Source organism: Microvirga sp. M2 (genome assembly GCF_047497095.1).
Taxonomy (GTDB): domain Bacteria; phylum Pseudomonadota; class Alphaproteobacteria; order Rhizobiales; family Beijerinckiaceae; genus Microvirga.
The window spans coordinates 2211622-2230692 of sequence record NZ_CP134063.1 but is presented as its reverse complement, the minus strand read 5'-3'; the positions used below and the strand labels follow the sequence as shown (position 1 = coordinate 2230692).

The 19071-nt window shown below is 64.3% G+C and carries 20 protein-coding genes and 1 tRNA gene; 3 read left to right on the top strand and 18 right to left on the bottom strand.

From position 1 onward, the window contains the following. Position 1: 1 nt before the first annotated feature. From RE429_RS10515 to RE429_RS10465, 11 genes are all read right to left on the bottom strand, one after another. On the bottom strand, positions 2-1234 hold the full coding sequence (locus RE429_RS10515; RefSeq protein ID WP_414470731.1) for a P22 phage major capsid protein family protein: 1233 nt from the start codon (positions 1232-1234) through the stop codon (positions 2-4). A 19-nt stretch (positions 1235-1253) separates the two neighbouring features. Then, positions 1254-2111 carry a hypothetical protein gene (locus RE429_RS10510; RefSeq protein ID WP_414470730.1) on the bottom strand — a complete coding sequence of 286 codons (858 nt, stop codon included), beginning with the start codon at positions 2109-2111 and terminating at the stop codon, positions 1254-1256. Positions 2112-2193: 82 nt separating this feature from the next. Beyond that, positions 2194-4290: a portal protein gene (locus tag RE429_RS10505; RefSeq protein WP_414470729.1), complete on the bottom strand. Its 2097-nt coding sequence runs from the start codon at positions 4288-4290 to the stop codon at positions 2194-2196. A gap of 11 nt (positions 4291-4301) precedes the next feature. Continuing rightward, positions 4302-5606: a PBSX family phage terminase large subunit gene (locus RE429_RS10500; RefSeq protein WP_414470728.1), complete on the bottom strand. Its 1305-nt coding sequence runs from the start codon at positions 5604-5606 to the stop codon at positions 4302-4304. Beyond that, entirely contained in the window at positions 5587-5868 is a 282-nt protein-coding gene (locus tag RE429_RS10495; RefSeq protein WP_414470727.1) for a hypothetical protein, read from the bottom strand. The genes RE429_RS10500 and RE429_RS10495 overlap by 20 nt, the downstream gene beginning before the upstream one ends. Positions 5869-5873: 5 nt before the next feature. After that, positions 5874-6242: a hypothetical protein gene (locus tag RE429_RS10490; protein ID WP_414470726.1), complete on the bottom strand. Its 369-nt coding sequence runs from the start codon at positions 6240-6242 to the stop codon at positions 5874-5876. Next, positions 6242-7597, bottom strand: a complete 1356-nt coding sequence (locus RE429_RS10485; RefSeq protein ID WP_414470725.1) for a hypothetical protein — start codon at positions 7595-7597, stop codon at positions 6242-6244. Before RE429_RS10485 ends, RE429_RS10490 begins: the two co-directional genes overlap by 1 nt. Further along, positions 7598-7933: a hypothetical protein gene (locus RE429_RS10480; RefSeq protein WP_414470724.1), complete on the bottom strand. Its 336-nt coding sequence runs from the start codon at positions 7931-7933 to the stop codon at positions 7598-7600. A gap of 513 nt (positions 7934-8446) precedes the next feature. Further along, entirely contained in the window at positions 8447-9061 is a 615-nt protein-coding gene (locus RE429_RS10475) for a hypothetical protein (RefSeq protein ID WP_414470723.1), read from the bottom strand. A gap of 26 nt (positions 9062-9087) precedes the next feature. Further along, entirely contained in the window at positions 9088-9543 is a 456-nt protein-coding gene (locus tag RE429_RS10470; RefSeq protein WP_414470722.1) for a hypothetical protein, read from the bottom strand. Continuing rightward, positions 9524-10357 carry a hypothetical protein gene (locus tag RE429_RS10465; protein WP_414470721.1) on the bottom strand — a complete coding sequence of 278 codons (834 nt, stop codon included), beginning with the start codon at positions 10355-10357 and terminating at the stop codon, positions 9524-9526. The genes RE429_RS10470 and RE429_RS10465 overlap by 20 nt, the downstream gene beginning before the upstream one ends. Positions 10358-10626: 269 nt before the next feature. Here RE429_RS10465 and RE429_RS10460 point away from each other — a divergent pair, with 269 nt between their 5' ends. Together RE429_RS10460 and RE429_RS10455 are read left to right on the top strand one after the other, a co-directional pair. After that, entirely contained in the window at positions 10627-11451 is an 825-nt protein-coding gene (locus RE429_RS10460; RefSeq protein ID WP_414470720.1) for a S24 family peptidase, read from the top strand. 46 nt (positions 11452-11497) lie between these two features. Continuing rightward, positions 11498-11644: a type II toxin-antitoxin system PemK/MazF family toxin gene (locus RE429_RS10455; RefSeq protein WP_414470719.1), complete on the top strand. Its 147-nt coding sequence runs from the start codon at positions 11498-11500 to the stop codon at positions 11642-11644. Between the two features lie 127 nt (positions 11645-11771). Here RE429_RS10455 and RE429_RS10450 read toward each other — a convergent pair whose 3' ends face one another. After that, entirely contained in the window at positions 11772-12029 is a 258-nt protein-coding gene (locus RE429_RS10450; protein WP_414470718.1) for a hypothetical protein, read from the bottom strand. Positions 12030-12230: 201 nt separating this feature from the next. On the opposite strand from RE429_RS10450, the gene RE429_RS10445 reads away from it, so the two are divergent. Continuing rightward, positions 12231-12539 carry a hypothetical protein gene (locus RE429_RS10445; protein WP_414470717.1) on the top strand — a complete coding sequence of 103 codons (309 nt, stop codon included), beginning with the start codon at positions 12231-12233 and terminating at the stop codon, positions 12537-12539. A gap of 166 nt (positions 12540-12705) precedes the next feature. On the opposite strand, the gene RE429_RS10440 is transcribed toward RE429_RS10445, so the two are convergent. The 6 genes from RE429_RS10440 to RE429_RS10415 all read right to left on the bottom strand — a co-directional run bounded on the left by RE429_RS10440 (position 12706) and on the right by RE429_RS10415 (position 18999). Then, complete coding sequence (locus RE429_RS10440) at positions 12706-12921, bottom strand: hypothetical protein (RefSeq protein ID WP_414470716.1); 216 nt, start codon at positions 12919-12921, stop codon at positions 12706-12708. A gap of 595 nt (positions 12922-13516) precedes the next feature. Beyond that, positions 13517-13592: transfer RNA gene (locus tag RE429_RS10435), tRNA-Val, on the bottom strand. A gap of 154 nt (positions 13593-13746) precedes the next feature. Continuing rightward, a complete protein-coding gene (locus RE429_RS10430) occupies positions 13747-14025 on the bottom strand; it encodes an HU family DNA-binding protein (protein WP_414470715.1) in 279 nt (92 codons plus the stop codon). Positions 14026-14222: 197 nt separating this feature from the next. Then, a complete protein-coding gene (gene lon, locus RE429_RS10425) occupies positions 14223-16649 on the bottom strand; it encodes an endopeptidase La (RefSeq protein ID WP_414470714.1) in 2427 nt (808 codons plus the stop codon). A 228-nt stretch (positions 16650-16877) separates the two neighbouring features. Beyond that, positions 16878-18143 (bottom strand): ATP-dependent Clp protease ATP-binding subunit ClpX, encoded by a 1266-nt coding sequence (gene clpX / locus RE429_RS10420; protein WP_414470713.1) that lies wholly within the window; start codon positions 18141-18143, stop codon positions 16878-16880. A 223-nt stretch (positions 18144-18366) separates the two neighbouring features. Beyond that, entirely contained in the window at positions 18367-18999 is a 633-nt protein-coding gene (locus tag RE429_RS10415; RefSeq protein ID WP_370437693.1) for an ATP-dependent Clp protease proteolytic subunit, read from the bottom strand. Between the last annotated feature and the right edge of the window lie 72 nt (positions 19000-19071).

Below are 19071 nucleotides of genomic sequence, written 5' to 3'. Positions count from 1 at the left end.
CTTACGGCGTGCCCGACGCGCGGGTGGCCAGGCGCGGGTCGAGCGTCTTGGCGCCGTAGAGGATGTCCAGGCGCCAGAGGCTCTCGTCGTTGATGCCGTCATAGACCGGGATCACGCGCACGGAGAGGCCCTTGTAGGACTGGCGCGCCACGTCCACCGCGCCGGGCGGGCTGACGAGCGGCACCGACACGAGCGCGAAGGCGTTCCTGTTGAACACCAGGTTCTGGCGATAGCCGGTCGAGGCCGAGCCCATCACCGTGACGGCGGCATTGTCGGCGGGAGCCGCCGACACGTTCTTGAACGCGCCGGTCGTGATGATCGCCGGATGGATCGTCAGGGTCTTGTTGCCCGAGCCGTCCGATGTGGCGTCCGTCTTGACGGTGAACATCTTCAGGAAGGGCAGCGTGGCCTTCGTGACCGGGTTCACGTCATAGACATTGGCGATGGTGAACACGTCGCCCGTCCTCAGGACGGAAGTGGCGTTCGTCCAGCCGTCCGTCACGAGGGTTTGCGTCATCGTGTCCTTGACCGACGCATAGGCCGACACCTGGTTCGCGCCCTTGATCAGCGGCGTGCCGCCATAGGCCCCGACCGTGTGGGTCAGGACGTTCTGGCTCATATAGGTATCGACGCCGCCGATCTCGCCGAGCGAGCCCTTGCGATAGGCCTCCTTCGCCACGTCCTGCATGTAGAGGGCGGTCTGGGAGCCGAGCAGGCCCCAGTGATCGGCCGGCGACAGCACCGCGCTGCGCTCGGACGGCACGGCGAGCTCGTCGAGGCGCTCGGGAGCCTTCGCGAAGTCCGCATAGGCGTTGATGGTCTGCCCGGGCGTGCCGACCCAGTTGGGGACGTCCGCGTAAAGCGCCATCACGTCGCGGTCGACCTGATTGGCGAGCTGCACCATGGCGGGCTTGATCACCCGCTCGGAGAGGTCCGAGATCTTCAGGGTCAGGTCCTGGGAGGTGAACTTGAAGTCCACGCCCTTGCGCTTGTCGACCGTGATGGTGGTCTTGCCCTCCACCACATCCTGCGCGGACGCGACCGCGCCGTCGCGGACGGTGAAGTCGGTCGGGCGGCGGATCGAGATGGTTTCGCCCACCTCGTAGCCGTTCACCTTCTTGTCGAACTCGTTCTCGTAGCCGCGAAACACCTGCTTCGCCATGACGAGTTCGTTGTCGAGGATCATCAAGGCCTCTTTGGCGATGATGTCAGCCGTCAGTGTCGTATTGGCCATTCAAGGCTTTCCTTTCGGGTCAAAGAATCCGCCCTTTGCGGCGCGCTTGCGCGTATTCCTCCATGCTCATCCTGGATGCATCGAGGGGCGCTGAGCCGCCGCCCCTGACAGGCGTCAGAGGGGGAGCGGTTCGGGTGGTCTTGTTGGGTTTCGGCAGAGAGAGCGTGGCCTCGAGACGGCCGACGGCGCGGGCGGCCTCCACAGGGCTCATCGCATTCAGATCGGCGGCCTTGGCCGGGTTCTTGGAGAGGTGGTAGGCGATCAAGGGCCCCTTTTCTCCAGCGCGGAGAATCAGGTCCTCGACGACGGGGGTGATCGGCGGCAGAGCCGCCTTGCGGATTTCCGGAATCTGCTGCGCGGCAGCCTCGTAATGATCCCTGAAATCCTCGACCAGTTCACGATAGCTGTCCTGCTGCGTGACCCGGCTCGCCTGGACGTTCCTCCTGACCTCCCGCGTGACGATGCGCCGTTCGGTCTCGTAGGCCGTCAGCGCCCGCTCGAAGGCGAGATAGTCGGAGAAGTCCCTTTCCTGCGGAGGCGGGCCGATTTCGGCCTCCACAAGCCTGTCGACGCCTGCCTGATCCGTCGCCTCGGGGCTGCCGGCGAGAACGCGGCGGCGCAGTTCGGCATTTTCGGCGGCAAGGCGCTCCCGGTCGCGTTTGAGGCGCTGATAGCGGGAGGGTTTCCTAGGCTTGTCCTCGTCGGAACCGTCGTCGTGATCGTCACCCTCGCCTCGCCCGGCTTCGGTGTCTCGATCCGTCTCCGTATCGGCCTCGTCTCTGGTGGTGTCCTCGGACTGGGCCTCAGACGCTTCGCTTTCGGCGGGCGCACGTTCGGCGGCCTGCGCGGCGGGCAGGTTGTCATCCTCGTTATTCATGGGTCTCACATGGGAAAATGCCGCCGTGAAGGACGGCGTTCATCATCGCGGCAACCGCGTCATGCGACTGCCTGCGTGAAGCTCAAACCGGAGGCGCTTGCTCCGGTGTCTCGGGGCCGACGAAAAAGCCACCCGAAGGTGGCTGTTGCGGCATCAACTCTGGCGTTGCCCCTTGAGGCGGCGGCATCGGCTCGGACGGAGGCTGCATGGCCTCCTGTCCGGGGTGCATCACACCCGGCCCCATGACGGCCCGCGCCTGGAACAATTCGATTTCTGCCTTGTCGGCTTCTGCCATGGCTTTGCGGGCCTGCGCCTTCTTGGCTTCGACATCGGCCTGCTTGGCCTGAAGCTCCAGTTCGTCCAGCGGCCCCGGCTGCGGCGGCTGCATCTCAGGAGGTAATGGCTTGCCCTCCTTCTCGGCCTTGAGCGCCTTCACGGGCGGGGGCAGCATGACCTCCAACCGCTCCGCGATCTCCGTCGCGTTCGGCCAATCCTGCGCTTTCGCGATCAGGTCGAGGATCAGCGGCGCCGCGCCCGGGGCCGACTGGATGAACGCCGTCATGCCGTCCTTGGCTTCCCGGCGCTTGGTGTTGTAGCTCGGGCCCATTTCCAGGACCACGTCATAGGCCCCGACCGTCACGTCGTTCCGGACGATGGGGTTGCCCTTGTCGTCCATGCCGAACGGTTGGTTGATCTCCACCACGTCCACCTTTCCGTCCTCGCCGAGAATGCGGATCGTGCGGGCGGTGTCGTAGACCTTCGGGATGAGACCGATCAGGATCTTGCCGGTGTGGCGAATGGCACGGGCGAAATTGTCGATATAGACGTATGTGCCCGTGTCGCCCTCCTGCTGGCGGGCCAGGATGGCCCTGCCGCTGCTCTCGTTGGACCGGTTGCCGAGCGAGGCGTCGTAGATGCCCGTGACGGCCTTCATGTCCTCCGCGGCGAGCGCCACGCCCGCGTCGACGCCCTGCGACGAAACCGGAGGCTGAACGCGGGACGGGGGCGGCGCATTGCCGTCCGGCGTGTAGACGAGATACGGGTGGTTGACCGTGTTCGCCGTCTCCCAGATGTCCTGGTATTGCTCGAACTGCCTTTCCGTCCCGATGAACGGGGCCTTGGGCTGGAGCGCCACGATCTCGGTCTGCGCCGAGCGGAAGTAGTTGTACATCCGCTGCGGGTCCTTGGCGTAGCGCACGACCCCGTGACGGACGATCCTGCGGCCGATGCGGATCTCCTCGCCCCAGACCGGCACGATCGGGATGTAGCGCCCCGGCCATTCGGTCGGGTCTTCGAGCACCTCGGAGGCCGAAATCACGGCGCGGCAGACGACATAGCTGTCCCGCCTCTCCAGGCGGGCGAACTCGCCGCGGGCCTCGATGAAGGCGACGATCTCCTGCGCCTGCTTGATCTCCTCCGGGCTCGCATCGGTCAGGTCGTCCACCGCGCCGTCGGGCATCTGCAGCAGCAGGCGCTTGGCGGGCTTCCTGTACCAGTACTCGGCCACCCGGACGTGATCGTCGGCGAACCAGCCGCTGAAGGTCGCCGCGTGCTGCGTGCCCTGGAAGCCCTCAGCGGTCGCGTCGGGGTACTTCGCCTCGAAGGCGGCGCGGCTCATGTCCACGGGGACGAAGCAGAACTGCGCGTCCTCGCGTGTCGGTTGAACGGCGTCGGGATCCCAGACGACCGCGATCGGATCCTCGACGGGAGCGATGCGGATCTCCTGGTTGAACGTCGAGTCGTCCGCGTATTCCGTCAGCACGCGCCACGCGCCGGCGCCCGCGGCGACCTGGCTGTCCGCCGCCTGGAAATACGCCGCGGGCGCATCGGAGCGGTTCTCGATGTAGCGGATCATCCCGGCCTGGGTTTCCGCCGTCTCCGGGTCTCCTCTGGCGTCGACGGGAACGACCCGGATGGCGGGCCTCATCTGCCGCATGTCGCCCGTGACCTGGCGCACGAATTGCGGGATGCGGTTAATCGTCAGGCAGGGGCGGTCCTTGCGGGCCCTTTTGGCCTCGGCATCCCATTGTTCGCCGACGCGGAACGCGAGGTCCTCATAGGCCTCATCGATGTTGTCGCGTTCACGCTGGAGGCCGCGCTCGTAGCGGCCGCGCGCCTCCTTCATGAAGTCGGCGGTGTCGCGCTTGCCGCCCTCGCCGTCCTTCGCCGTTTCGGTCATCTCATGCGCCATCATGCTGCCTGCCAACCGCCAGTCCGGCGGATCTTCAATGTCCTCTCCCGCCGCACGCGGGGCTCCTCGTAGACCACGCACATGAGCCCGAAGGCGTCCGCCGCGTGCGAGGACCAATCGTGCTCGGGCCCCAGATCGATATTCCGGCTGTCGTCCTTGCGGGCGTGATAGGCGCCCAGCGCCTCGAGCCCCGGCCCGGTGGCGGCCTCGTTCATCCAGACCGACGGGAAGAGCCGTCGCGCCGCCTCGATGCGGTTCATGGCGGCGCCCTTGCCCTGGTTGGGGATCACCTCCACGGCGAAGCCCGCGTCGTTCAGCGCGCTCTCGTACGAAACGTCATAGACCTTGTCGTTGCTGGCTCCGTCATGCGGGAGGACGCACAAAGCCTTGGCGTAGCCCTTCTCCCGGAGCCAGTTCACATGCGTGGCGAGCGGTTGGCCCTGAGCCTCGTAGTAATCGAGAACCCGGATCTCGCGCCCGACGAACTGCGCGATCCAGATCGCGCAGGCATCGGCCTTGGCGCCGGTTCCGCCGATGTCCCAGATCGCCCGACAGGTCATCAAGGGGTCGGCTGAGACGCGGCCCAAGCGCCCCTCCTGCCTCATCAGGGTGATCTGCCGGGCGTAATAGGCGCCTTCGTACACCGTCACGAAATCGCCCTCCCAGATATGGGCATAGTGATCGGGCCTGTTCTCCCGGTCGTCCAGACGCTTCTTGTCCAGCACCTTCGGAAACCACGGATTGTCCGTGAAATTGATCGCGACGATCCTGGCGCCCAGCGGCGGCTTCTCCCGGAAGCGCTTGTGCGTGGCGCTGGTCTTGCGCTCCGGGTTCCACGTCACCCAGAGCTCGGAATCCTCCTCGCGGATGGTCGGTATCAGCTTCGTCCAGGCCTCTTCCGTGACGGGCTCGGCCTCGTCCACCCAGCACAGCAGGATGCGGGCCTTCGACTTGATGCTGTCGATGTTGCGGTCGAGGCCGGCGAACTTGTAGGCGATGCGCCCGTCCCGGGTCCTGACGTATTTTTCGCCGATCTCGAAATGCTCCGCGAGCCAGGGCTCGGAGCGAATGGCCGCCTTGATCTCCTCGAGCGAGGAATCGTCCAGCGCGTTCATGAACTGGCGCGCGCAGAGAATGATGCCCTCCCGCCCCTCCCTGCTCCACATGTAGGCCCGGACCGCCGACATCTTGGCGAAGGAGCGGGTCTTGGCGGATCCGCGGCCGCCATAAGCCCCTCTCACGTCGGCTTCGCCCGTAAAGACCGGAACGAGCTTGGGAGGGAGCTTAATCCGGACCGTCGCCATGGGACGGTTCAGCGACAAGCTCGATGCGGGTCACGGTCTGCAGCGGGTTCTCCGGATCGCCCGCCACCTGCAACGGGAGCAGCTTGGGATAGATCGTGCTCCAGAAGGTGCGCTCGTTCCGCGCATCCTCCCCGGCCCACGCGACGATCCGTTCGACGCCGCCCAGGCGCTCTGCCGCGAGGGCGATCGCCTCCTTGGCGATCACCGCCGTCTTGGCGCGGGAGCCCTTCCGGCGGCCTTCGGTCTTGTGACCCTTAGCCATCTGTCTCACTCTGTTCTAGATCGTGCTCGACGGACGCGATACTCCGCGCCCAGCCACATGGGCGCGAAGGACGCCACCGTGGTCGTGAACGCCGCGTCGGATCGCAGAACGCAGTCCATCAGCGTCGTGGCGGACGGCGCCAGCGCCCTGCTCAGTTCCAGCTTGGACAACGCCGCCAGATCATCGTCGGGAAGTTCGGTCGACACCATGAGGGAAAAGCCCGGCACAGAGTCGCCCGCCTCGTCCGTCAGGGTCACGGGCAGCACATGAACGGCCGACCATTCCCAGGCCCCAGCCTCGTCGATCCGGCCGTAGCCCGGACAGGCCGCGATCGCCGCCGCCTCGTCCTCGAACATGCGGATATAGTCGAACATCAGTCGCCCCATGACGTCAGGTCCAGATCCCAGGTTGCAGGGTTCGACAAGGCCACGAGTTCCGCGTTCGACCTGCGGCCGCTGTAGACGATCACGCGCTCGACGAAGTTTTCCGATTGATGCACGCCGCCCCAGGTGCCGCCGAAATTCAGCCACTGATAGCCGCCGTCCTCGAACGGCACCGTCGACGTCACGGCTTTGATCGGTTGCCCGTTGAGGCTCCAGGCCAAGTCATGGCCCGTGAACGCGAAGGCGGCGCAGAACCGGGTGTTGCGAGGCGGGATGGTGTAGCCGGGAACGTCCTGGTTGGCATTGTCGTCGGTCACCACATCCAGGATCATCGTTGTGGCGTTGCTGTTGTTGCGCAGCGCGATCGCGTCCATGGATCCGGGCGTGAACCAGTTGTTGAACTCCACATAGGTTCCGTAGTTGCGGTTCATGCGGGAGGTCCGCGCGATCACCACGCAGGTCAGCGCCGTGTCGAGGCCAAGGCCCGCAAGCGGCACCCGCAGCACCTCGCCGCCCCGCGCCGCCGCGCCCTCCTCCGTCCGGATCGGCGAGGAGGTCATGACCGGGGAACTCGGGACGATGGTGGGGTCCCACTGCTCGAATTGCGGCAGGCCGACCCGCAGCATCTCATCGAGCACAACCCCACCGGTAAAATTCTGCGGTCCCAAGAGGCCAAAGAAAAACTTGGCATCGCCGAGAGTCGTCGGATTGGACGTGGCAAAACGCCCCCAAGTGGCCGCGGCGCTCAGGATGTTGCTATTGACTGTATCGCCTATGAAAATGCCGGAACTGTTCTGCTTTCTGATGGCGGCCCGCAGATCCGTCAGCCCCTTCACCTCAAGGGCCTGCAGGAAGAAGGAGCCGGCCCAATTTTGGCCGGGCGCGACGGCTTCGCCGGCGGGATCGAACTGGAGCCGGAAGCTCCCGCCCGTAGCCGTGCCTCTCAGGCGCAGATCGACATACGGAAGGCCCTTGGTGGTTCCCTTGCCTTCGACGGAGAGCGTTGTGCCGGTCGGCACGATCGCGGCCCATCCGGCCGGAAGCAGGCCGGGATTTCCTACGGCCGCGCCGATGGTCCAGGAATTGGTGATGACATTGGTGCGGATGGATTCCGACATGAGGCCGTTATCGGTCCGGCGCGGAACATGGTCCGTATGATAGACGTAATCGCCGGCCGCCGTTTCCGTGTAGGCCCCGGACACGCGGGCACATTCCATGTCCGCGAGCGTGCGGCCGAAATAGCGGTTCTGCCGGAAGTCCATGTCCAGGACGGAACCGGGCGCGCCGAAGAACGGAAGCCCGATGCCCCTGGACAGGTTGCGGCGGCCGACACCACGACGCAGCATTCAGACACCCTTACCGGTGGTGACTTCGACCGCAGTGGACCCGGAGCGGCACAGGGCCGCCAGATGGGTGGTCGAGCCGTCGCGGCGAAAGATCTCGACGCCGCCTGCCGGGATCGTGATGCCATTGGCGGGCGCGCCGTTCGCCGGAGCGGTCACGGCGATGCCGGATTTCCCGAAAGCGATGATGGCGGGGTCGGTGCCGGTCACCGCGACACGGAAATAGCGGTCGTCGCTGCCCGTCTTGGGATCGATCAGCGCGACGGCCTGCGAGCTGGTGGCGACGTTGAGCGCAACCGTGCACACGCCGTCCGTGGGACAGAAGACATCAAGGCTCATGGATCTCTCTCGTCGTTGAAGTATCGGAGGTGACAGCGAACCCACGTCCGATGCTGTCAGTCTCTGTTGTTGAGCATCTTTTCACGCGAAACCGGTTCCCACTTCCCGCCTCCGATGCTCTCCTTGCTTGAGCATCTTTTCACGCGAAACCGGTTCCCACTTCCCGCGTCCGATGCTCTGGACGATCCATCGACACACCCGGCTCACGGATAGGGAGGAACAACGAGCCGCCGCATCAAGAGGAATTCAGTGGAATGGATCGGTTCCGGACAACAAAAAAGGCCCGCCGAAGCGAGCCTTCAATCATCCTCGGGCACATTTTCGTACCCTGCATTAAATTCGCTTGTACGCGCGCCCGCGCGGGTTGTCAAGCGGTATGTGTCGTCGAACATGCGTGAGGGCGTCATGGGCCCCTTGACGCTCTTCCCCGTCATGCCCGGGCCGGTCCCGGGCATCCACGTCTCGACAGGCGGAGCGCGAATGACCCGCGACACCGATGCGAGCGCGGGGTGCTCAGGCTCCCCTCGCCCGGTTGATCGCATTCAGCCCGATGCGCAGGTTGCCCAGCTCGCGCGCGTTCTGCGGCCCGACATCTTCCACCAGCGTTCGTTTGAGGATCTCGAACACGGGCCCGAAATCCTGTTGAGCCTGGAGGATGTAGCGATAGGTGTCCCCCCACTTGCGGCGGATCTCCGCCACATAGGCGTCCGAGCTTTCGGGATGGGTGGAGAGGCCGGGAAACGACGCGTCGTAATCCAGAGCCCTCACGTTCGGGGAAGGCCAGCCGCGGATCCTCGCATTGGCTTTCCAGAGCCATGCGAAGTACATCCCCGCGTCGTGCTGCTTCCGGTCGATCTCCTTGGCGTAGAGAAACCGCCCGAGCGCATAACCCAGGAGTGGATCGCCCGCTCTCTTGCGAGCTTCCGCGAGAGCCTTTTCGCTGCGCCGTTCCTTCAGCCACACGTCAACCCCCCATAGCTGCCTGATGCGCGCTTCTTCCGCCGTCCGGCGGACAGCGTCGGAATCCTCCGTTTCGGAGCGGTGCCCATAGGCGATCGCCCCCTTGGCGTTGCGAGGGACCCCCTGCCTGCGGGGCCTCCCCGCTTTGCGGCCGACCAACGGCGTCATGTGTCTTCCTCCACAGATCTCATGAATCAAAGGCCCGACGGCCCGGGGGCATTCCCGGCGCCGCCGTTCGGATGGATGGCGCCGACGGCCAGCGCGCGACGGGCCCCATGGGCCGCCAGCCTGATGCGCGCCGTGATGGCTTCCAGCTCATCCGCCACCTCGGAAATGGCCGGCACGAACTTGAACTTGCGGGGGATGCCGCGGATCGGATCGGACGCCATCGAAACGACGGCCTCGGGATGCTGCACGAGCGTGGCGACGAGCGCCGTCGCGAAGGTGTCCGCATCGACGAAGTCGCGGGCCCGGTAACACCCGGTGATGAACTTCCCGTACCTGGCGGCGGTCTTCGGATGGACGGAGGGTCCGTCCAGCTCCTCCTCGAGGCGGATGACGGCGTGACACGACGGCAGATCGATCCGGGTCAGGTCCAAAGAGCTTCGCGCCGTGTCGCGCACCACGCGCTCAAGACCCTCCCAAAGCATCGTACCGCTCGTCGAAACGGTCGAAGGCGCCTGCGAGATCCGATGTGTTGGAAGGCTGCTCATGACGTTCCCTCGTTTTCAAGGATGCTGTGATGTACGGGACCGGGTCGGAGACGCGCTGGTCGCGGGCGTGGATGACGGCCCTGAGAACGGACTTGCAGTCCTCGCGGGCCTGCTTGCGCCAGGATCCGATCATGGACCGCGCCTGCCTTTCGGGGACGCCAAGGCTCACCAGGGCGGGCACGCCCTCGCCGAAGAGCTCGTGAACGGCGTCGGTGTACGTGGCGGTGTGTTTGGCCGTGTGTTTGGCGGTGTGCCCGGGATGACGAATGATCTCGCCGGAAATATCGGCGGGCTGCGACGCGGCAGCGTCCTTAGCGTCAGCTAAGGTCATGTCCGACTCTTCTCTTCTCTTGTCTTGGCGTTCGTCCGCGTTCGCTTGCGTTCGCGCGCGCTCGCCCCCCGTTCGCCGCCGGTCTCTCCACTCTCTCGATCGGTCGGCCGAACCGTCTTCGCGTTTGGGCTGGCGCCGGTTCCAGTTCGTGAACCCGCCGTCGGGACCGATGATGTCCTTATGCGTCAGGGCGCCGATGACGGTCTGGATCTGCGCCTCCTCCAGCCCGGAGAACGCCGCGTAGGTTTCCACGTCGAATCCGGCCACGGAGCCGCGGTCGTCCGACTGGCTGGCGTGGTCCAGGAGCGCCCATACGATGGCCGAGACGACGGCCGGTGACGTTCCCGCCTTGCGGGCGATCACAAGCCATTTGTTGTCGGTGGGAGCGCCGTGCCAGGAGCGGAACCAATCGTTGCTCATTCGTGCGCTCCGGCCGGCGTGCTGGTGGCGCGAACGCCCACTAGGTCCGGGACCCGCACCGCCGCGACGGCTTCAACAAGACAATTCGCGGCAAGCCTTGCACCGGTTGGGATCGAAATCCCGCGTGCGAAGGAAGACGACGGGGCACAGCCTTCCAGGTGATGACGAAGCTCAGGTTCCATGAAGAGCATCATAGTAGGTTTAATCCGACTCCGTCAATCGGAAACAACAGGCTCGCATTCCGGGCCGACTCATCGGATAAATCCGATATGATGGAAGAACTCCAGAAGCGGGTTGCCGCCCGTCTCGCCGCGATCAACAAGGGGCCGGTCGAGGCCGCCACATCGGCGAAGCTCGAGCGCAATTACATTCGCGACATCACCGAGGGGAAAAAGAAGTCGGTCCGAGCGGATAAGCTGGAGCAACTGGCAGCCGCCCTCGAGACCACTATCGAGTACCTGACGGCCCGAACGAACGACCCCTCGCGCGCCGGGGCCGACATCATCGCCCGAGATCCGAAATCCGGGCCCATGGCGCTCGTCGAGGGGAAGACGTATCAGCACTTCGAGGAGCCGGCTCTTCGGCACTTCGAGGAGCCGCCTCTACGGCCCCTGCCCCCGGAACCCAACACGGACCTCGCCCGGGCGGAGGATGTCCCGAGCTTCCGGGGCTTCGGCGGGCCAAGAAGCGTCCCGGTCTACGGCACGGCGGTCGGCGGTGGCAACGATGACGGGGATTTCCGCTTCAACGGGGAGACGATCGACTACGCGCCGCGGCCGCCGGGCATCGCCAGCCGCAAGGACGTCTATGTGCTCTATGTCCGCAACGACAGCATGGCGCCCCGATTCGAGGAGGGCGAGCGGCTCTACGTGGACCCGCACCGGACGCCCCGGCCCACGGATTACGTCGTGGTCGAGCTCCACGGCTCCGACCATGGCGACCCGGGCAAGGGCTTCATCAAGCGCCTGGTGCGCAAGACCTCCACCAAGCTGATCGTGTCCCAGTTCAACCCGCCCAAGGAGCTGGAATTCGACCTCCAGGACGTGAAGAGCCTTCACCGGGTCATTCCGTACGATGAGCTCTTGGGGGTCTAACTAAACCGTGACGCTTCCATTTCACCCCAGAGCCGGACAAGTCGTCATGTGCGACTTCTCTGGGTTCAAAGAGCCCGAAATGATCAAGCCTCGCCCTGTGATTGTCGTATCCCGCCGCCTGCCTTATCGTTCGGGCATCGCGGCAGTAGTGCCGATCAGCACAACAGAGCCCAAGCACAGCCTGCCATGGTGAACAGGTTATTTAATGTAGGTATCCCGGTCGTCGGGCATTAAGACCTAGCTTGCTAGGCAGGGTGCTCATCGAGCAATGACAAGCTCCGAGCATCCTTGATATTGTCAGTTTGTCCGAAAAACCCTGGCTAAACGCCGGGGTTTTTTGTCGCCTGATGCCGGCCCGTCATCCGCAGATGGGAGAGCCAGCGGGGCCTCAGAGTGACATTGCGCCCCTGCCCTTTCCGCTCCCGGCAGTGCTTGCAGACGAGCCTGGCGGCGAGCTGCTGGAAGCTCGTGAAGCCTCCCATATCCAGCTCCAGAAGGTAGCGCCTCGGGAAGCGCCGCGCGCTCCCGCAATCCTCGCACAGGATGTCCAGCGCCCGCGCCTGCCGCAGCTCACTCACATAGCGCCTCACTTCCATAGCACACCCCGTTCTCTTTATGTTCTCATGTTGCCGAAGGCTTGTCGGAGAGTCGAGTCGGATGCGGTTTTCCACAGGAGGCCGCGCGTCGTCGGAAATCCCCCTCGAGCTCATCCGACTTTCGTCTTGACTGTCGGATTTAACCTACTTAGCCTTCGGTTCATCCAATGAAGGACGAGCCACATGGACCTGAAGCGAAACCAGGAGCAATTCCTCGTCCTCATCGCCTCCTACGATGCCGAGAAACTCCGCCATGGCCCCTGCAAGAGCGCCAACACCAGCCACGCCCTGACCGCCGCATGCGAAGCGATCGCCCGCACCCGTTGGGCCGGCATGCTCGGGGGTCGTGAGCGGCGGTTGGCCCTGTGGTCTCGGGAGGCCCGCGACTATGCGGCGGTTCAATCGGCCATCGCCGACGCCATGGATGAGCCTGTCGCTCAGGTCGTCAACCTTCGCCTCGCCCTTCAGGCCGCGAAGTGCAGCCAAGCATAATGCCTTTCCCATCATCCCGGCCGATATGCGGGACGATCGTTCGCGGCGGACGATCGCCTCTCACCGATTGCGGCGATCATGCGCCTTACCGGCCGATCGTCTTGGCATCGATCCCGCGACGATCCTGCTCGTGCCGGACCGACGAAACGCGCGACATGGCGCGGACTCAGGATCCCGGCTTGAGGCGTTTCAGGCAGGTCGCCACGAGAGCGCAAAGGACTGCCCCGGCAACGCTGACGGCCGCGATCTCCGCCATGAAGTGCATCGGGGGCTCGACACCGCCCGGAAGATCGAAATAAGCCTCGCCGAGTTCGAAGAGGCTGCCGACCAATGTGCCGCCGAGCGCGCCATCGAGCATCAGCAGTTCAAGATCCCAATTCATGTAAAACCTGCCTGTCCGGCTGTCGCTGAAGACCATCAGCTGGCGGTGAGTCTAGTGCATCTTGACGGTAAGGGAAACGAGCCGTGTGTCTCAGGGCGCGGGTCCGGATCGTCGCTTCCCGAGGCGTCCCTTCCCGGAGCGTCCCTTCCCGAAGCGTCCCTTCCCGAAGCGTCCCTTCCCGAAGCGTCTGTTTCCGAATCGTCCCTTGCGTTTCATTCCCGTGCTTCCGGCAATGTCCGACCATGCACAACGAAAAGGCCCGCTCCACACGTCGTGGAGCGGGCTAGTCACAGGAGCGGTCTCGGGAGGAATGAGCTTTAACGATTGCCCCATGGGCTTGTTGCAGGGTGCGGCGTTCCACCTCAACCCCACTCTGCCCTCTCCTTCTCCGGCAATGCTCCGGAATTCCTCACGCGCTTGCGGATCGGAACCCGATCATACGCTCGGGACATGAGATCGCGCGACGGGTGCGCTCACGATGCACGAGGCACAACCAGAATGGAAATGGAGGGGCAGGAGATCAGCAAAACACCTCGACAGTCCCGCCGAGGAGGGCTGCGATGCGATGATTTCCGCATGACGCGACAAGGGGAGATGGTGGGCGGTGAGGGGATCGAACCCCCGACCTGCGGTGTGTAAAACCGATGCTCTACCAGCTGAGCTAACCGCCCTTCGCCTGACCTTCGGAATCGGTCACCGAAGGAGCATGCGTCATACCAGAAGCTGCGAATGTTTCCAGCCCCGATGCCTCTGACATAAAAAGAGAAGGCCAACAACGCAAGCGCCGTTGGCCTTCTGTGCAGGTGAAAGCGGCGCTAAATGCGCTTACTTCGTGTTGACGGCGTCCTTCAGGCCCGCGCCGGCGCGGAACTTCGGGGTCTTCGACGCCGGAACCGCCACCTTCTCGCCGGTGCGCGGGTTGCGGGCCTCACCGGCCGCGCGGTTGGTCACCACGAACGTGCCGAAGCCGACGATCTTCACTTCGTCGCCCTGCTTCAGAGCGCCCGTGATCGCCTCGATGGCGGCGTCGATCGCCTCACCAGCCTGGCCACGAGTAAGACCGACCTTGTCGGCGACGGCAGCAACGAGCTCGCCTTTGTTCATATCATATCCTCCAGTGATCGCGGCGATCGCAGGTTATGAAGTATCACCGCTTCAGGGAGCACTCGTGTGGCGCAAAGCTAGTCCGTAGGCAAGCCCTAAAGTGCCGGAAATGCGCCGTTTTCTGTCGTTTCGCACCAAAAAAGGCCCCCGAATTCGTCATCCGGGGGCCTGATTTCACGTGACGTTACGTCGGCTGCTTAATGGGCAACGACGCCTGCTCCGTCCTCCTCGACGGCGGGCTTCGGACCCTTGAGCACCGAAGCCTCGTCCCATTCGATCGGCTCGGGCATGCGCAGGAGGGCATGCTGGAGCACCTGATCCATGGTGGAGACCGGCACGATCTCGAGGCCGTTCTTCACGCTCGCCGGGATGTCGACCAGGTCCTTGGCGTTCTCCTCGGGGATCAAGACCTTCTTGATGCCGCCGCGCAGAGCCGCGAGGAGTTTCTCCTTCAACCCGCCGATGGGCAGCACCCTGCCCCGCAGCGTGACCTCGCCCGTCATGGCGATGTCGCGGCGCACCGGGATCCCGGTCACGACGGAGACGATCGCCGTCGCCATGGCGATGCCGGCGGACGGACCATCCTTCGGCGTCGCGCCTTCCGGCACGTGCACGTGGATGTCGCGGCGGTCGAACAGCGGCGGCTCGACCCCGAAGGCAACCGCGCGGGAGCGGACATAGGAGGCCGCCGCCGAGATCGATTCCTTCATCACGTCGCGCAGGTTGCCCGTGACGGTCATCTTGCCCTTGCCCGGCATGCCGATGCCTTCGATGGTGAGCAATTCGCCCCCCACCTCTGTCCAGGCGAGACCCGTGACCGTGCCGACCGAATCCTCCGTCTCGGCCTCGCCGTAGCGATAGCGCGGGGGACCGAGGAAGTCCGGCAGGTTGGCCGTGGTGACCTCGACGGACGGCACCTTGGAGAGAAGAATCTCCTTCACCGCCTTGCGGACGAGATTGTTGATCTCGCGCTCGAGGTTACGCACGCCCGCCTCGCGGGTGTAGCGGCGGATCAGCATGAGCAGAGCATCGTCGCCGATCTTCCACTCCTTCGCCTGCAGGCCATGTTTCTGCGTGGACGAGGGGATCAGGTGCGTACGGGCGATCTCGGCCTTCTCCTCCTCTGTGTAACCCGCGATGCGGATCACTTCCATACGGTCGAGAAGCGGGCCGGGAATGTTGAGCGTGTTGGCCGTCGTGACGAACATCACGTTGGAGAGATCGTAATCGACCTCCAGGTAATGGTCGTTGAACGAGTTGTTCTGCTCAGGGTCGAGAACCTCCAGGAGAGCCGCCGACGGATCGCCGCGGAAGTCCATGCCCATCTTGTCGATCTCGTCGAGCAGGATGAGCGGGTTCGAGGTCTTGGCCTTGCGCATCGACTGGATGATCTTGCCGGGCATCGAGCCAATATAGGTCCGACGGTGGCCGCGGATCTCCGACTCGTCCCGGACGCCGCCGAGCGACATGCGCACGAACTCGCGGCCCGTCGCCTTGGCGATCGACTTGCCGAGGGAGGTCTTGCCGACGCCGGGAGGTCCGACGAGGCAGAGGATCGGGCCCGTGAGCTTGTTGGCGCGCTGCTGCACGGCCAGGTACTCGACGATCCGCTCCTTGACCTTGTCGAGGCCGTAGTGATCGGAGTCCAGGGTATCCTGGGCGGCCTTCAGATCCTTCTTCATCTTCGAGCGGCGGCCCCACGGAATGCCGAGCAGCCAGTCGAGATAGTTGCGCACGACGGTCGCTTCCGCGGACATGGGCGACATCTGGCGCAGCTTCTTCAGCTCGCCCATCGCCTTTTCGCGGGCTTCCTTCGTGAACTTGGTCTTCTCGATCTTCTCCTCGAGCTCGGCCAGCTCGTCGCGACCTTCGTCGTCGCCGAGCTCCTTCTGGATCGCCTTCATCTGCTCGTTGAGGTAGTACTCGCGCTGGGTCTTCTCCATCTGCCGCTTCACGCGGGTCCGGATGCGCTTCTCGACCTGCAGCACGGAGATCTCGCTCTCCATCATGCCGAGCACCTTCTCCAGGCGCTGGGCGACGGTCGGCGTCTCCAGGATCGCCTGCTTGTCGGCGATCTTGATGGCGAGGTGCGAAGCGATGGTGTCGGCGAGCTTCGCGGGCTCGTCGATCTGGGTCACGGCGGAGACGACCTCCGGCGAGACCTTCTTGTTGAGCTTCACATAGTTCTCGAACTCGGCCACCACCGAGCGGGCCAGGGCCTCGGCCTCGATCTGGTCGCCGAGGGAGTCCGGAAGCACTTCGGCTTCGGCCTCGTAGAATTCTTCCGTGCGGGTATAGGCCTTCACCTGGGCGCGGCTCGCGCCTTCGACCAGCACCTTCACGGTGCCGTCGGGCAGCTTCAGGAGCTGAAGCACGTTGGCCAGGGTGCCGACCTTGTAGATCGCATCCGCAGCAGGATCGTCGTCCGTCGCATCGATCTGCGTCGCCAGCAGGATGTGACGGTCGTTCTTGACCACCTCCTCGAGCGCACGGATCGACTTCTCGCGGCCGACGAAGAGCGGCACGATCATATGCGGGAAGACGACGATATCGCGCAGAGGCAGAACCGCATAGGTTCCGGTCGAGCCCGGGATGACAGGCTGACGAGGCTTCGACTGTGTCATGAGACAACATCCTTATGTCTGCGTCCGGAGCGCCCCTTGGAATAAGCTGGTTCTCGGACGGGATACCGGAATGCTCAGGCTTTTGTTATGGGCTGCATCCGGTACGCGGGGCCACCCCTCGGGGATGAGCGGACGACCACCGCGCAAGAAATTATGTGGCGTTGCGGATGCAATGTTTCAAGAACCGTGCCCGCAACGCCGTCGTTCATGGAAGTCCCCGAAAGCGCCTCAGGCGCTCGCGCTGGTCTGCTCGACCCGGTCGCCGTGAATGAAGAGCGGCTTGGCCTTGCCCTCCACCACTTCCGGGCCGATGACCACCTGCTCGACCGAGTCGAGACCGGGGAGGTCGTACATGGTCTCCAGCAGGATGCCCTCCATGATGGAGCGCAGGCCGCGGGCGCCCGTCTTCCGCTCGATCGCCTTGCGGGCGATGAGGGACATGGCCTCCTCCTGGAAGGTCAGCTGCACGTTCTCCATCTCGAAGAGACGCTGATACTGCTTCACCAGCGCGTTCTTCGGCTCCTGCAGGATCTTCTTCAGGGCCTCCTCGTCGAGATCCTCGAGGGTCGCCAGGACCGGAAGACGGCCGACGAACTCGGGGATGAGACCGAATTTCAGGAGATCCTCGGGCTCGACCTCGCGGAAGATCTCGCCCGTCCGGCGGTCGTCCGGCGCGCTCACCGAGGCGCCGAAGCCGATGGACGTGCCCTTGCCGCGGCCGGCGATGATCCGCTCGAGGCCCGCGAAGGCGCCGCCGCAGATGAACAGGATGTTGGTCGTGTCCACCTGCAGGAATTCCTGCTGCGGATGCTTGCGGCCGCCCTGCGGGGGCACGGAGGCCACGGTGCCCTCCATGATCTTCAGAAGGGCCTGCTGCACGCCCTCGCCCGACACGTCGCGGGTGATCGACGGGTTGTCGGACTTGCGGGAGATCTTGTCGATCTCGTCGATATAGACGATGCCGCGCTGCGCCCGCTCGACATTGTAGTCGGAGGCCTGGAGCAGCTTGAGAATGATGTTCTCGACGTCCTCGCCCACATAGCCGGCTTCCGTAAGGGTCGTGGCGTCGGCCATGGTGAAGGGCACGTCCAGGATCCGGGCGAGCGTCTGCGCGAGCAGCGTCTTGCCCGAGCCGGTCGGACCGATCAGCAGGATGTTGGACTTCGCCAGCTCCACGTCGTTGTGCTTCGTGGCGTGGGCCAGGCGCTTGTAATGGTTGTGGACCGCCACCGAGAGCACCTTCTTGGCGTGCTCCTGGCCGATCACGTAGTCGTCCAGAACGCGGCTGATTTCCTTCGGGGTGGGAACGCCATCCCGGGACTTCACGAGAGACGATTTCGACTCCTCGCGGATGATGTCCATGCAGAGCTCGACGCATTCATCGCAGATGAAAACCGTCGGGCCAGCGATCAGCTTGCGAACCTCGTGCTGGCTCTTGCCGCAGAAGGAGCAGTACAGCGTACTCTTGGAGTCGTTGCCGCCAGCCTTGGTCATTATCACATCTCCAATTCGTGCCGGGACGGCCCTGTGCCGACCCTGCACCCTGTAAGTTATGAGCGCCGGAGCTAATGAAAGGTTCCGACGCTGAGGATTTTCACGTCAAATCGCCTCCCTCCCGAATCCACATGCAATCACGGGCCGGGCGCGCGATCAACAGAAACGGGATTACAGGTTAAAAAGACGCACCTGGGGAGAATTTTTCCCCAGGTTTTAAGGATTAGGTCGGGGTTGCCGCCGGCTCGGGGCGCTTCTCGATGACCTGGTCGATCAGGCCGAATTCCCGGGCTGCCTCGGCGGTCATGAAGTTGTCGCGCTCGAGCGCGCGCTCGATTTCCTCGTAGTTCCGGCTCGTATGGTTCACGTAGATCTCATTGAGCCGGCGCTTGAGGGCTTCGCTCTCGCGGGCGTGGATCATGATGTCGGTGACCTGCCCCTGATAGCCGCCGGACGGCTGGTGGACCATGATCCGGGCATTGGGGAGCGCGAAGCGCATGCCCTTCTCGCCGGCGGTCAGCAGGAGCGAGCCCATCGAGGCGGCCTGACCGACGCACAGGGTCGAAACCGGGCAGCGGATGAACTGCATCGTGTCGTAGATCGACAGGCCCGAGGTCACGACGCCGCCAGGGGAGTTGATGTAGAAGGAAATTTCCTTCTTCGGGTTCTCGGCTTCGAGGAACAGCAACTGCGCCACGATGAGCGACGCCGAATAGTCTTCGACCGGACCCGTCAGGAAGATAATCCGTTCGCGCAGGAGGCGCGAATAGATGTCGAAGGCGCGCTCGCCGCGGTTCGACTGCTCGACCACCATGGGAACGAGCGTGTTGTTATAGAGCGCTACCGGATCTCTCATGTCTCACTGCTCCAAAGCGGCCGCGCGGGATGCGCGGCCGTCTGATTGATGCAAGCTGCGAGACGCTCGAGA